Raw genomic sequence first — 13673 nt, 5'->3', positions numbered from 1 at the left:
CGCGCCGCCGACCATGCGGCGCGGCAGCCAGACGCGATCAGCCAATCAGGGAGGAATCATGGCCGAGGAAGCGAGGAACGGCGAGGCGACGAAGCGCGCGGTGGTGACCGGCGCATCCAGCGGCATCGGCGCGGCCAGCGTGCGCGCGCTCGTGAAGGACGGGTGGACGGTCGTCGCGCTGGCGCGGCGCGAGGCCAGGCTCAAGGCGCTCGCCGACGAGCTCGGCCCCGCCGTCAGCTACGTGGCGTGCGACATCACCGGCGAGGCGAGCACGCAGGCCGCCGTGGACCGCATTCTGGAGGCGGGCCCCGTCAAGGCGCTCGTCAACTGCGCCGGCGCCGCGTTCGGCAAGGATCCCGTCGCTACGGCCAGTCTGGACGACTGGCGCGGCATGTACGAGCTCAACGTGATCGGCACGCTGCGCATCACGCAGAAGCTGCTGCCCGCCCTCAAGCAGGCGCCCGGCGGCGGCACCGTGCTCGTCATCTCGTCCACCGCCGGCATCGAGCCGTATGAGGGCGGCGCCGGCTACTGCGCCTCCAAGTTCGCCGAGCGCGTCATGGCGCGCGTGCTGCGACTGGAGCAGATCGGCGAGCCCGTGCGCGTCATCGACATCGCGCCCGGCATGGTCGAAACCGACGAGTTCTCCCTCAAGCGCTTCGGCGGCGACGCGGCGCGCGCGGCGGCCGTCTACGCGGGCGTGCCGAGCCCGCTTAAGGCCGAGGACATCGCCGAATGCGTCACGTGGGCGCTCGCCCAGCCCGACACGGTCGACATCGACCAGATCGTCGTGCGTCCCCGCGCCGAAGGCTCCTACACGAAGGTGTACCGCGAGGCGTAGGCGTGTCGCCGGTTTACTTCAAGCGCTCGAAGTCCATACAGTACGAAGCATGAGCAACGAGACCGCCACCGCATGGCACACCATCCGCGAAGCGTCGATGATCTCGGGCCTGCCCGAGTCGACGCTGCGCTACTACGAGCAGATCGGCATCATCGATCCCATCGCCCGCGACCCCAGTTCGGGCCATCGCGCCTACTCGGATGCGGATCTGGAGGCGCTGAGCATCGTGTCCTGCCTCGCCGCCACGGGCATGCCGCTTGACGCGATGCGCCAGTATCTGCGCAATCGCTTCGATGGGCCGGACGGCGCGCGCCGCCAGATGGAGCTGCTGGACGCGCAGGCGCTCAGGCTTGCCGCCAAGGCGGAGAGCATTCGCATGCAGCAGGCGTACGTGTCGTTCAAGACGCTGTACTGGCGCGCCATCGCCGAAGGCCGCGAGCGGGACGCCGAGCAGCTGCTGGACGACAATCGCGACATCGTGGAGAAGATCAAGCGCATGCAGGTCGGCGGCAAGGCGCACAAGGCGCAGGCATCCAGCGCGCCGGTCGGAAGGACGGCCGGCGGAAAGGAGACCGAGGATGTTCGATGACATCAGGAGCCGCATGAACCGGTTCTGGAGCGACGACAGGACGCTGGAGCAGACCGACCCGGAGTTCGTGGCGCTGTTCTCGAACTTCGCGTACGACGAGGTGATCCATGAGCCCGGCGCGAACCACCCGGATCTGGATGACCGGACGCGGTCGATGGCCGTGCTCGCCGCGCTGCTCGGATGCCAGGGGCTGGACGAGTACGAGCTGATGCTGCCGGTGGCCATGAAGGCCGGCGTGACGCCTGTCGAGGTCAAGGAGATCGTGTATCAGGCGGTTGCGTATCTGGGATTCGGCCGCGTGCTGCCGTTCCTGAGGAAGACGAATCAGGTGCTGGAGGCGATGGACGTGGCGCTGCCGCTCGCCCCGCAGTCCACGACGACGCCGGAGACGCGCGCGGCGGCGGGGGAGCAGGTGCAGATCGACATCTTCGGCGAGCACATGCGCGGGTTCGCGCAGTCCGGCCCCGAGGAGACGCGGCACATCAACAAGTGGCTGGCGGACAACTGCTTCGGCGACTACTACACGCGCGGCGGGCTGGACCATCGCCGGCGCGAGATGATCACGCTGTGCTTCCTTGCCGCGCAGGGCGGCTGCGAGCCGCAGCTGACGGCGCATGCGGGCGCGAACCTGAAGGTCGGTAACGAGAAGGCGTTCCTGATCGCCGTGGTCTCGCAGTGCATGCCGTACATCGGCTACCCGCGCACGCTCAACGCGATCCGCTGCATCAACGACGCCGCGGCCAAGGCCGCCCAGTAGACGCAGCGTCTCTCGGTCTCGGCCGCGGCCGGGGAATAGCGCCGACGGCGCTCCCCAGTCTCGGCCGCGGCCGAGGAACAACGCGTGCGTCATCAAGGCGCACCGAAGAAAGGCGTACAACAAGGTACGCCGACCGAGGGGCAACGCCGACGACGCTCCGTTATTCCTCGGCCACCAGATCGAGGTAGTCGTCGTTCCACAGATCCTCGTCCCCGTCGGGCATGAGGAGCACGCGTTCGGGGTTGAGCGCCTGGACCGCGCCCTCGTCGTGGGTGACGAGGACGATGGCGCCCTCGTACTTGGCGATGGCCTTGAGGATTTCGTCGCGCGAGGCGGGATCGAGGTTGTTGGTGGGCTCGTCGAGGAGCAGGACGTTGGCGCGCGACGTGACGAGCGTGGCGAGCGCGAGTCGCGTCTTCTCGCCGCCGGAGAGGACACGCGCGGGCTTCATGGCGTCGTCGCCGGAGAACAGGAAGCTGCCGAGGATGGAGCGGGCCTGCGTGTCGTTGAGTTCGGGGGCGACGTGCTGGAGGTTTTCGAGCACGGTGGAGTCGAGGTCGAGGGTGTCGTGCTCCTGGGCGAAGTAGCCGATCTTGGCGCCGTGGCCGTAGACGACTTCGCCGGTGTCGGGCTCCTCCGCGCCGGCGAGGATGCGCAGCGTGGTGGTCTTGCCGGCGCCGTTGTAGCCGAGGATCACGACGCGCGAGCCCTTGTCGATGGCGAGGTTGATGCCGGCGAAGACGATGTTGGAGCCGAAGGCCTTGGAGATGTCCTTGGCCATGATGGGGGTGCGGCCGCAGGGCGCGGGCTCGGGGAAGCGGATGTCCGCCACCTTCTCCTTCTTCTGCGCCTCGGACGTGTTTTCGAGGAGCTTTTCGGCGCGGCGCATCATGTTCTGGGCGGCGACGGCCTTGGTGGCCTTGGCGTGCAGGCGGATGCCCTGCCTCATGAGGCGTTCGGCCTTCTTTTCGGCGACTTCGCGTTCGCGGCGGCGGCGCTCCTCGTCCACGGCGCGCTGATGCAGGTAGGCCTTCCAGCCGAGGGAGTACATGTCGATCTGGCCGAGCTGGGCGTCGAGGTGCCACACCTTGTTGACGACCTCGTCCAGCAGCTCGGTGGAGTGGGAGATGACGAGGAAGCCGCCTTCGAAGCGCTTGAGGTAGCCGCGCAGCCATTCGATGGAGTCGGCGTCGAGGTGGTTGGTGGGCTCGTCGAGGATGAGGGTGTCGGCGTCGGAGAAGAGGATGCGCGCCAGTTCGATGCGGCGACGCTGGCCGCCGGAGAGGGTGCCGAGCTGCTGCTGCATGACCTCCTGGGGCAGGCCGAGCGAGTTGGCCATGGCGATGGCCTCGGACTGCGCCGCGTAGCCGCCGGCCTTGTCGAAGTCCTGCAGGGCCTTGTCATAGCGGTTCATGGCCTTGGTCATGACGTCCGGGTCGGGGTCGGTCATTTCTTTCTCCGCCTTGCGGATACGGCTGATGATGGTGGCGATGTCGCGCGCGCTCATCATGCGGTCGAGGGCCGACTGGGTCGGATCGGCGGCATGCGTGTCCTGCGGCAGGTAGCCGAGCTTGCCGGAGACGCGCACCTTGCCCGCGGAGGGCAGCATGTCGCCGGTGATCACGCGCGTCAGCGTCGTCTTGCCGGCGCCGTTGCGGCCGACGAGGCCGATCTTGTCGCCCTTGGCCACATGGAAGTCGGTGGGATGCAGCAGCGTGCGCGCGCCGATCTGAATCTCCAGACCCTGTGCATCAATCGCCATGTTCGTCCCTGCTCTTCCCTTGTCGTCGTGATCCGCTGCCGGTATGCCAACGGTCCATCATACCGAACCAGCCGACCGGGTACGATGGACGCCATGCATATGACCGACGCCGAATTCGAATCCGCCGTGGAGGAGGCGCTCGCCGGCGTGCCCGAGCGGTTCCGCCGTGCGCTGGACAACGTGTGCGTCGCCGTGGCGGACGAGCCGGACGAGGACGAGCGCGCGTCCATGTGCGATCCGGACGGCGAGCTGCTGGGCCTGTACCGGGGCGTGCCGATCACCGAGCGTACCACCGCGTACGGCGGCGTGATGCCGGACGTGATCACCGTGTTCAAGGGTCCGCACGAGCGCGTCTGCCGGTCGCGCGCGGAGATGGTGGACGAGATCCGCAGGACCGTCCTGCATGAGCTCGGGCACTACTTCGGCTTCGACGACGACTACCTGCACGCGCATGGCTACTGACCCGGGCGAAGCGGTCCCGGACACGCGGGTATCTCCATAGTCGGGGGTACTTTTCCCCGTCCGTGGGCAGATATCTCCATAGTCAGGGTGCCTCTTCGACGGATATGCGGCGAAGAGGCACCGGAAAACCGCGGAATCCCAATGCCTCGGATCGTCGGAATCCCCGTCGGGGCACCCTGACTATGGAGATATCTGCCAGCAGATCGCCGGATCTACCCCTGACTATGGAGATACCGGCCATGGAGATGCCGGATCGCCCCGGCCGGCGCGTCAGCGATCATCCGCCCCGTCCGCCGGCAGCAGCCGACGCGCGTACCGGGAGAACAGCAGACCGGCCGTGAGCGCGGACGTGACGTCCGAAATCGGCTCGGCCACGAACACGCCGAACGTGCCCAGCCCCAGCCCCGGCAGCACCAGCGCGAGCGGCACTAGCAGGATGAGCTTGCGGAAGACCGCGAGGAACAGCGACGGCCTGGCCTGCCCCATGCCCACGAACGCGCACTGCACCACGTTCTGGATGCCGAACAGGCCCATGCCGCACACGAAGTACGGCAGCGTGCGCGTCACCACGCCCGCGATCGCGGGGTCGGAGGTGAACAGCGAGGCGAAGAACGCCGGGAAGATCGCGAACAGGGTGGTCATGGCGCAGTTGATGGCCACCTGCACGGCCATGGTGCCTCGGTACGCGCGGCGCACGCGGTCGTACAGCCCGGCCCCGTAGTTGTAGCCGATGATCGGCTGCACGCCCTGCGAGATGCCCTGCGAGAACACGAAGATGAGCTGCATGAGACTCGTCATGATCGTCATCGCGCCCACGTACGCGTCGCCGCCGTAGCGCTGCAGCGAGGAGTTGAACACCACCTGGATCACCGACTCGGTGATCTGCATGATGAACGGCGAGACGCCTAGGAACAGCATCGGCCCGAGCAGTCGGGAGAACCGCACGTTGCGGGCCCTGAGTCGGATCGTGCTGGCGGGCGAGGCGAGGAAGCGCAGCACCCATGCGGCGGACAGGCCCTGCGCGATCACGTTCGCGAGCGCCGCGCCGCGCACGCCCATGCCGAGCGCGAAGATGAGCAGCGGGTCCAGCGACAGCGAGCTCAGCGCGCCGATCATCACCGACCCCATGGCCACGCGGGCGCGACCCTGCGCGGTGATGAACGTGTTGAGCCCGAGCGACAGCTGCACGAACGCCGTGCCGGACAGATAGACGGTGAGGAAGTCGACCGCGTACGGCAGCGTCGCCGGACTCGCGCCGAACAGGGTAAGGATCGGCGTCTTGAGGATCTGCAGCAGCGTGGGCAGGACGATCGCGATCGCGACGATCGCAGCCACCGACGTGCCGAGATACCGTTCGGCCAGATCCCGGTCGCCGCGGCCGAGCGCGATCGACGACAGCGGGCCGCCGCCCATGCCCACGAGCATGGCGAACGAGGAGACGGCCACGGTGACGGGGAAGCACACGCCCACGCCGGTCATCGCCAGATCGCCGATGCCGGGGATGTGCGCGATGAACAGACGGTCCACGATGGTGTACAGCGCGTTGCAGGCCTGCGCCACCACCGCGGGCAGGGCGAGGGAGACGGCCAGACGGCCGATGGATCTGGTACCGAGTGCGTCGTGTTGCGTCGATTGCGTCACGAAGGGGCATTGTACGCGGCCGGTCCCGCAGCGCGCCTCGCGGCGGTCATCCCCGGGGATGAGCGGGATCCGGGGCGGGCGCGGCGATTCGTTCCGCAGGCCGATTCCCGCGCGCGGCGTCCCTCCGTAACGTTGGGGCCATCGGAGGCGCCGCGGAGCCGCGGACGCGGACGGGCGGGAAGGAGTCGACATGGAATCTCGAGGACCGGACGGAGGACCGGGAACCGCCGACGGACGTGGGGTGCGGTCGTTCGCCGTCGCCCGTGCGCGGCGCTCGCGCGCCGCGATGCTCAGGCGCGCGGCCGTCGCGGCATGCGTGGCGGCGCTGGCCCTGGCGGCGCTCGCCGGCGTGGGGGCCGTCATGCATCGGGGTCCGTTCGCGCGGTGGCGGACCGCCGCGGCGTACGATCCCTCGCGGTGGAGTCTGATCGTGGTGAACCGGTGGAACGCCATCCCGTCCGGGTACCCGCGGCCGGAGCTGACGACGCTGCGCAACGGGCAGCAGGTCGACTCGCGCATCTATCCGGATCTGCAGCGCATGTTCGACGCCATGCGGGCGGACGGCCTCGATCCGGAGGTGACGGCCGGCTTCCGCACGAACGACGTGCAGCGGCGTCTGATGGACGAGAAGATCGCCGAATACCGGGGCGAGGGCATGCCCGAGGCCGCCGCGCGGGCACGGGCGGAGCGTCTGGTGGCGATCCCCGGGACGAGCGAGCACGAGATCGGTCTGGCGGTGGACGTCAACGCGCGCGGCAGGGCCGTGGACGACAACTGGGCCGTCTACGACTGGCTCGCGGCGAACGCGTACCGCTACGGGTTCGTCCTGCGGTACCCCGACGGCAGGACCGCGGTGACCGGCAACCAGTACGAGCCGTGGCACTACCGGTACGTGGGCGTCGACGCTGCCGCCGCCATGCGGGACGGCGGCTGGACGCTCGAGGAGTATGCGGGGCGGGAAGGCGCGTGACCGTCATCCCCGGTGCCGCAGGAAGAAGTCGCACATGGCGGCGTTCGTGCGCCGGCTCTCCTCCCAATCGACCTCGGTGATGTTGAACACGTGGCCGAGCCTGCGGTCCCGCGGCCAGACAATGTCCTCCACCTCCACGCCGCGTGCCCGGAGCCAGCGCAGCAGGATGCGGCTCTGGTCGTAGAACGGGTCCGCGAGCCCGGTCATGACGAACGTGGGCGGCAGCGCCACGCCGGCGGCGAAGCGCACGTACGACCGGTACGGCCGCCATGGGGCGTCCGGGTCGCCGCCGCACATCACCCTGAGCAGCGCGCGGTCGGCCACGGCGAGCAGCGGGCTCGGAGGCTCCACGCGGTACGTGCCCTCGACGACCCCGTTGACCAGTCCGATCGCCCGGACGGCGATGCGCGGCTCGGGCTCGACGCCGAAGACGTCCTGCAGTCGCCGCGATGCGTTGACGCAGTGGACGAGCAGCGCCAGATGGGCGCCGGCCGAATCGCCGGTCAGGAAGACGTCGCCGGCGTCCAGTCGTTCGTCGCGGGCGTGGCCCGCGATCCAGTGCAGCGCCGCGAACAGGTCCCGCACCTGTCCGCGCAGGTCGGTGTCCGGCTGGTTGCGGTAGTCCACGTTCGCCACCGCGAAGCCGTGCTGCGCCAACCGGGAGCAATAGATGCGGTTGACGTCCAGATGGCCGTGGATCCAGCCGCCGCCGTGGATGTCGACGATCAGCGGCAAGGGGCCCCGATCCGACGCGCCCGCGGGGCGCAGCAGTTCGAGGCGGTGCGAGTCGTAGCCGTCGGGGAGATAGGGGAGCGGCACCCCCGCCGTCACGTCCCGCGGCACCGACAGCCGCCGCTCGCGCCGTCTGAGACCTCCGTCCACCACGCGCGCGAAGGCGCGGATCGCCGCGTCGCGTACCCAATCCGGGGCGTCGATTGCCATGATGCACCTCCACGGACCACTGTAGTCCGGACCGCGCGTCCGGCCGTCCGGCTCCGTTCCGCGGGTGCGACACGCATCGAACATGCGTTCGAAATCTGTCCGAAGATCGGGTATCCTGAACCCAGACCGTGCACGCACATACGCATACGAGGGGAGGACCCGTGGCTACCGGACGGACGGGCAGAAGCGGCGACGTGGTGGTGGAACGCGTGATGACGAGCGACTCGTTCCTCAGCCGCGAGATCAGGAAGGCGCCCATGGTACGCACCGAGACGTCGCTCGTGGCCGACATCTCGCACATCCCCAACGACCTCAAGATCACGATCCAGGGCGCCCGCGAGCACAACCTCAAGAACGTGGATCTGGCGATCCCGCGCAACCGCATGGTCGTGTTCACCGGGCTGTCCGGCTCGGGCAAGTCGTCGCTGGCGTTCGACACGCTCTTCGCCGAAGGGCAGCGCCGCTACGTGGAGTCGCTGTCCGCGTACGCGCGCCAGTTCCTGGGGCAGATGGACAAGCCGGACGTCGACTTCATCGAGGGTCTGAGCCCGGCCGTGTCGATCGACCAGAAGACCACGAACCGCAACCCGCGTTCCACCGTGGGCACGATCACCGAGATCTACGACTACCTGCGTCTGCTGTTCGCGCGCACCGGCGTGCCGCACTGCCCGGAATGCGGCGAGCCCGTCGCCTCGCAGACGCCGCAGCAGATCGTGGACGCGCTGCTCGCCATGCCGGAGCGCACGCGCTTCCAGATCCTCGCGCCCGTCGCCAAGGGCCGCAAGGGCGAATTCGTGGAGCTGCTGGACCTGCTGCGCTCGGACGGCTACTCCCGCGCGCTCATCGACGGCGAGATGCACCAGCTCGGCGACGACATCAAGCTCGCCAAGCAGAAGAAGCACACCATCGAAGTGGTGGTGGACCGCCTCGTCGTCAAGGACGGCATCCGCCAGCGCCTCACCGACTCCGTGGAGACCGCGCTCAAGCTCGCCAACGGGTCCGTCGTGGCGGACTTCGTGGACGAGCCGGCCGATTCACCCGCCCGGCGCCGCCCGTTCTCCGAGCACCGATGCTGTCCCAACGGGCACACCCTCGAACTGGACGAGATCGAGCCGCGCACCTTCTCGTTCAACGCCCCCTACGGCGCCTGCCCGGTGTGCACGGGCCTCGGCTTCAAGCTGGAGATCGACCCCGAGCTCATCATCTCCGACCCGGACAAGTCGCTCGCGGACGGCGTCATCGAGCCGTGGTCGAACAGCAAGATGACCTCGCAGTACTACGGCCACGTGCTCGAGGGCCTCGCCGACGAGATGGGCTTCTCGATGCGCACGCCGTGGAAGGACCTGCCCGAGGAGGCGCGCAGGGCCGTCATGTACGGCCGCGACTTCGAGGTGAAGGTCTCATACCGCAACCGCTGGGGGCGTCTGCGCGAATACTCCACCGGGTTCGAGGGCGTGATCCGCACGCTCATGCGCCGTCACGACGAGACCGACTCCGAAGCCATGAAGGAGTACTACGAGTCGTACATGCGCGAGGTGCCGTGCCAGACGTGCCACGGGCGCAGGCTCAAGCCCGAGGTGCTCGCGGTCACGGTGTCCGGCGAGTCCATCGCCGACGTGTGCGACATGTCCGTGTCTCGCGCCCTCGACTGGGTGAACGGGCTGAATCTCGAAGGTTCGGCCGCCAAGATCGCCGGCGAGGTGCTCAAGGAGATCCGCGCCCGTCTCGGCTTTCTCAACGACGTGGGTCTCGACTACCTGACCCTTTCGCGCGCCGCGGCCACGCTGTCCGGCGGCGAGGCGCAGCGCATCAGGCTCGCCACGCAGATCGGCTCCGGGCTGGTGGGCGTCATGTACGTGCTCGACGAGCCGTCCATCGGTCTGCACCAGCGCGACAACGAGCGCCTCATCGAGACGCTGCACCACCTGCGCGACCTCGGCAACACGCTCGTCGTCGTCGAGCACGACGAGGAGACCATCGAGAAGGCCGACTGGGTGGTGGACATCGGCCCCGGCGCCGGCGAGCATGGCGGCGAGGTCATCTACTCCGGTCCCGCCGCGAAGCTCGTCGAGGCGCCACGGTCGATCACCGGCGACTACATCGCCGGACGCCGCCGCATCGCCGTGCCGAAGAGCCGCCGCAAGGTGCACCGCACGGCGCAGCTGCGCGTCGTGGGCGCCCGCGAGAACAACCTCAGGAACATCAGCGTGAACTTCCCGCTGGGCGTGATGACCGTGGTGACGGGCGTGTCCGGCTCCGGCAAGTCCACCTTGGTCAACTCGATCCTCTACCCGGTGCTCGCGGACAAGCTCAACGGCGCGCGCATCGTGCCGGGCAAGCACACGCGCGTGGAGGGCGTGGACCAGGTGCGCAAGGTCATCCACGTGGACCAGAATCCCATCGGCCGCACGCCGCGCTCGAACCCCGCCACCTATACGGGCGTGTGGGACAAGATCCGCACCCTGTTCGCCAAGACGCCCGAGGCGCAGGTGCGCGGCTACGGGCCCGGCCGCTTCTCGTTCAACGTCAAGGGCGGCCGCTGCGAGGCGTGCCACGGCGACGGCACCATCAAGATCGAGATGAACTTCCTGCCGGACGTGTACGTGGACTGCGAGACCTGCCACGGCAAGCGGTACAACCGCGAGACGCTCGAGGTGAAGTACAACGGCAGGACGGTCTCCGACATCCTCGACATGCCCATCGAGGAGGCCGCCGACTTCTTCAAGGCGTATCCGTCCATTTCGCGCTACCTGAAGACCCTGGTGGACGTGGGCCTCGGCTACATCCGCCTCGGCCAGCCGGCGCCCACGCTGTCCGGCGGCGAATCGCAGCGCGTCAAGCTCGCTACCGAGCTGCAGAAGCGCTCCGACGGCAGGACCGTGTACATCCTCGACGAGCCGACCACCGGCCTGCACTTCGAGGACATCAGCAAGCTGCTCAAGGTGCTCGAGGGGCTCGTGGACAAGGGCAACACGGTGATCGTGATCGAGCACAACCTCGACGTGATCAAGACCGCCGACTGGATCATCGACCTCGGTCCCGAAGGCGGCGACGGCGGCGGCACGATCGTCACCGAGGGCACGCCGGAGCAGGTGGCCGCATGCGCCGAATCCTGGACCGGCAGGTTCCTCGGGCCCATGCTCGCGTGACGCGCGGACGGCGGCGGGCTTCGCCGGCGCAGACAGATCCCGGCAGGCAGTGAATCAGCGAATCAGCGAAATCAGGCAGTGAACCAGAAGGGAGGCGGCCCATGGCATCGGGCATGCTCGAACGCCACGCGCCCGAGACGTGGCGCAGGACCGCGTCCGCGCTGCGTGACGCGAACGGCGGCGATACCGGCGATGCCGGCGATAGCATCGCGGACGGCGGCGGCAGGGGAGTGAACCGCAACGGCGCGCCCCTGCTCGGCGACACGCGCGACCTGTTCCGTCCCCGCACCGGCGACATTCCCGCGCAGCCAGGCGTCTACAAGTGGCGCGACGGCGAGGGGCGCGTCATCTACGTCGGCAAGGCGAAGAGCCTGCGCAACCGGCTGACCAACTACTTCCAGCCGCTGTACCTGCTGCATCCGCGCACGCAGACCATGGTGCTCACCGCGCGCAGCCTCGAATGGACCGTCGTCGGCACCGAGCTCGAAGCGCTCACGCTCGAATACACGTGGATCAAGGAGTTCGATCCGCGCTTCAACGTGCAGTTCCGCGACGACAAGACCTACCCGTATCTGGCCGTATCGGCGGGGGAGACGTATCCGCGCGTCTGGGTGACGCGCAGCCGCAAGCGCCGCAACACGCGGTACTTCGGACCGTACGCCAAGGTATGGGAGCTGCGCCAGTCGCTCGACCGGCTGCTGCGCACGTTCCCCGTGCGCACCTGCACCGAGGCCGCGTTCCGCAAGGCGCAGCTGACCGGACGTCCGTGCCTGTTCGCGTCGATCGGCAAGTGCTCGGCGCCGTGCGTCGGCAGGATCGGCGTCGAGGAGCACCGGCGCATGTGCGAGCGTCTCGTGGGCGTGATGACCGGACGGCTGGGACGCTCCTACGTCGCCCAGCTCACGCGCGACATGAAGTCCGCCAGCGCCGAGCTCGAATTCGAGAAGGCCGCGCGGCTGCGCGACGAGATCCAGATGCTCCAGACCGTCATGCAGCAGAACGCCGTCGTGTTCGACCAGGACGTGGACGCCGACGTGTTCGGCCTCGCCTCCGACGAGCTGGAGGCTTCCGTGCACGCGTTCACCGTGCGCGACGGGTCGATCCGCGGCGAACGCAACTGGAGCGTCGAGCGTGTGGAGGACGTCAGCGACGCCGAGCTCATCGCCGACCTCATCGTGCAGGTGTATGCGGAGGTCGCGTCCGTCGGTCCCGACGACATGGCCGATGCCGCGCCGCACGGCGGGCCGCGCGACGCGCAGGCGGACGACGCGGCGCTCTCGCCGCGCAGCCATGCGGGCGCCGGCGCGATCGTCGAACGGCGCGAGGCGATCGGCAGCACGCAGAGCCTCACCGCCGTGGATGCGGCGGCCCGCGCGCAGGCGACGCGCGAGCGCCATGAGCGTCAGGAGCAGACCGGTCGCGCCGATCTGCTCGCCCCCGTGGCGCCCGTGCCGCGCGAGGTGATCGTGCCCGTCGAGCCCGCTCGGCGCGAGGAGCTGGAAGGCTGGCTGTCCGGTCTGCGCGGCGCCGCCGTGACCATTCGCGTGGCCAGCAGAGGCGAGAAGAAGGCGCTCATGGACCGGGCGTCCGAGAACGCGAGCCAGGCGCTGGCGCGGGCGAAGATGAGCCGCATCAGCGACATGGGCACGCGCACGGATGCGATGAACGACGTCGCCAAGGCGCTGGGGCTGAGCCAGGCGCCGCTGCGCATCGAATGCTACGACATCTCCAACACCGTGGGCGGCGCGTTCCAGGTGGCCTCCATGGTGGTGTTCGAGGATGCGGTCGCCAAGAAGAGCGAATATCGCCGCTTCGCCATCCGCGGCAGGGACGGACAGGGCGCCGTGGACGATCTGAGCGCGCTGTACGAGACGCTCACCCGCCGATTCCGCCACGGCAACATCGCCGGTGACACCGGCGAAAGCATGGACAACGAGGCACGTGCCGCCAGACGGCCTGCCGTGCCCGTCGACGGCGCTGCGCCGGACGCGGCGGGCGACGTCGTCCAGCAGAACACGGATCGCCGCCGCTTCGCCTATAAGCCCAATCTCATCGTGGTCGACGGCGGCAAGCCGCAGGTCATGGCCGCCGCCAAGGCGCTGAAGGACTGCGGCGTGGACGACGTGGCGCTGTGCGGCCTCGCCAAGCGCCTCGAAGAGGTGTGGGTGCCGGACGACGACTATCCGATCATCCTCAAGCGCCAGTCCGAAGGCATGTACCTGCTGCAGCGCGTGCGCGACGAATCCCACCGGTTCGCCATCACCTACCATCGCCAGACCCGGCGCAAGGGCGCCCTGCGATCCGCGCTCGACGGTATTCCCGGCATCGGCGAGGCCTACCAGAAGCGACTGCTCAGGCAGTTCGGATCGGTGCGCGCCATGCGCGAGGCCAGCGTGGAGGAGCTCGAATCCGTCAAGGGCATCGGGCATGCCAAGGCGCAGGCCATCCACGACGCGCTGCACGCCGCGCCGACAGCGCAATCCACCGTGGAAACCGCTGTGCAATCCACCGCGCAGTAGGCCCCGGCCCCGCCCTAGAGGCCCATCCGGCAAGGCGCCCA

The 13673-nt window shown here is 68.8% G+C and carries 10 protein-coding genes; 7 read left to right on the top strand and 3 right to left on the bottom strand.

Annotation, left to right across the window (positions count from 1 at the left end):
- Window positions 1-58 precede the first annotated feature (58 nt).
- From G1C96_RS01975 to G1C96_RS01965, 3 genes are read left to right on the top strand one after another with little or no spacing between them, the layout of a single operon-like run.
- The gene (locus G1C96_RS01975) at window positions 59-841 is read left to right on the top strand and encodes an SDR family oxidoreductase (RefSeq protein WP_169274955.1); all 783 of its coding nucleotides are present in this window, start codon (window positions 59-61) and stop codon (window positions 839-841) included.
- 49 nt (window positions 842-890) lie between these two features.
- Window positions 891-1430, top strand: coding sequence for a MerR family transcriptional regulator (locus tag G1C96_RS01970; protein WP_169274954.1), 540 nt, complete (start codon window positions 891-893; stop codon window positions 1428-1430).
- Window positions 1420-2187, top strand: coding sequence for a carboxymuconolactone decarboxylase family protein (locus G1C96_RS01965; RefSeq protein ID WP_169274953.1), 768 nt, complete (start codon window positions 1420-1422; stop codon window positions 2185-2187). Before G1C96_RS01970 ends, G1C96_RS01965 begins: the two co-directional genes overlap by 11 nt.
- Window positions 2188-2347: 160 nt before the next feature.
- On the opposite strand, the gene G1C96_RS01960 is transcribed toward G1C96_RS01965, so the two are convergent.
- Window positions 2348-3949, bottom strand: a complete 1602-nt coding sequence (locus G1C96_RS01960) for an ABC-F family ATP-binding cassette domain-containing protein (RefSeq protein WP_169274952.1) — start codon at window positions 3947-3949, stop codon at window positions 2348-2350.
- 93 nt (window positions 3950-4042) lie between these two features.
- Here G1C96_RS01960 and G1C96_RS01955 point away from each other — a divergent pair, with 93 nt between their 5' ends.
- Window positions 4043-4411 carry a metallopeptidase family protein gene (locus G1C96_RS01955; RefSeq protein ID WP_169274951.1) on the top strand — a complete coding sequence of 123 codons (369 nt, stop codon included), beginning with the start codon at window positions 4043-4045 and terminating at the stop codon, window positions 4409-4411.
- 270 nt (window positions 4412-4681) lie between these two features.
- On the opposite strand, the gene G1C96_RS01950 is transcribed toward G1C96_RS01955, so the two are convergent.
- Window positions 4682-6052: an MATE family efflux transporter gene (locus G1C96_RS01950; protein ID WP_335341903.1), complete on the bottom strand. Its 1371-nt coding sequence runs from the start codon at window positions 6050-6052 to the stop codon at window positions 4682-4684.
- 190 nt (window positions 6053-6242) lie between these two features.
- Here G1C96_RS01950 and G1C96_RS01945 point away from each other — a divergent pair, with 190 nt between their 5' ends.
- A complete protein-coding gene (locus tag G1C96_RS01945; protein ID WP_169274949.1) occupies window positions 6243-7022 on the top strand; it encodes a M15 family metallopeptidase in 780 nt (259 codons plus the stop codon).
- Between the two features lie 3 nt (window positions 7023-7025).
- Here G1C96_RS01945 and G1C96_RS01940 read toward each other — a convergent pair whose 3' ends face one another.
- A complete protein-coding gene (locus G1C96_RS01940; protein ID WP_169274948.1) occupies window positions 7026-7964 on the bottom strand; it encodes an alpha/beta hydrolase in 939 nt (312 codons plus the stop codon).
- 212 nt (window positions 7965-8176) lie between these two features.
- Here G1C96_RS01940 and uvrA point away from each other — a divergent pair, with 212 nt between their 5' ends.
- Both uvrA and uvrC read left to right on the top strand, forming a co-directional pair.
- The gene (gene uvrA, locus G1C96_RS01935) at window positions 8177-11113 is read left to right on the top strand and encodes an excinuclease ABC subunit UvrA (protein ID WP_169275224.1); all 2937 of its coding nucleotides are present in this window, start codon (window positions 8177-8179) and stop codon (window positions 11111-11113) included.
- A gap of 101 nt (window positions 11114-11214) precedes the next feature.
- Complete coding sequence (gene uvrC / locus G1C96_RS01930) at window positions 11215-13632, top strand: excinuclease ABC subunit UvrC (RefSeq protein WP_240945043.1); 2418 nt, start codon at window positions 11215-11217, stop codon at window positions 13630-13632.
- The last annotated feature ends 41 nt before the right edge of the window (window positions 13633-13673 follow it).

It is taken from the genome of Bifidobacterium moraviense (genome assembly GCF_012932365.1).
Lineage (GTDB): Bacteria > Actinomycetota > Actinomycetes > Actinomycetales > Bifidobacteriaceae > Bifidobacterium > Bifidobacterium moraviense.
The sequence above is the reverse complement of the archived record's forward strand: the minus strand, read 5'-3'. Positions and strand labels throughout refer to the sequence as shown.

Coding starts and splice junctions, on each gene's coding strand:
- G1C96_RS01975 (WP_169274955.1), top strand. CDS start 59: ATGGCCGAGGAAGCGAGGAACGGCGAGGCGACGAAGCGCGCGGTGGTG.
- G1C96_RS01970 (WP_169274954.1), top strand. CDS start 891: ATGAGCAACGAGACCGCCACCGCATGGCACACCATCCGCGAAGCGTCG.
- G1C96_RS01965 (WP_169274953.1), top strand. CDS start 1,420: ATGTTCGATGACATCAGGAGCCGCATGAACCGGTTCTGGAGCGACGAC.
- G1C96_RS01960 (WP_169274952.1), bottom strand. CDS start 3,949: ATGGCGATTGATGCACAGGGTCTGGAGATTCAGATCGGCGCGCGCACG.
- G1C96_RS01955 (WP_169274951.1), top strand. CDS start 4,043: ATGCATATGACCGACGCCGAATTCGAATCCGCCGTGGAGGAGGCGCTC.
- G1C96_RS01945 (WP_169274949.1), top strand. CDS start 6,243: ATGGAATCTCGAGGACCGGACGGAGGACCGGGAACCGCCGACGGACGT.
- G1C96_RS01940 (WP_169274948.1), bottom strand. CDS start 7,964: ATGGCAATCGACGCCCCGGATTGGGTACGCGACGCGGCGATCCGCGCC.
- uvrA (WP_169275224.1), top strand. CDS start 8,177: ATGACGAGCGACTCGTTCCTCAGCCGCGAGATCAGGAAGGCGCCCATG.
- uvrC (WP_240945043.1), top strand. CDS start 11,215: ATGGCATCGGGCATGCTCGAACGCCACGCGCCCGAGACGTGGCGCAGG.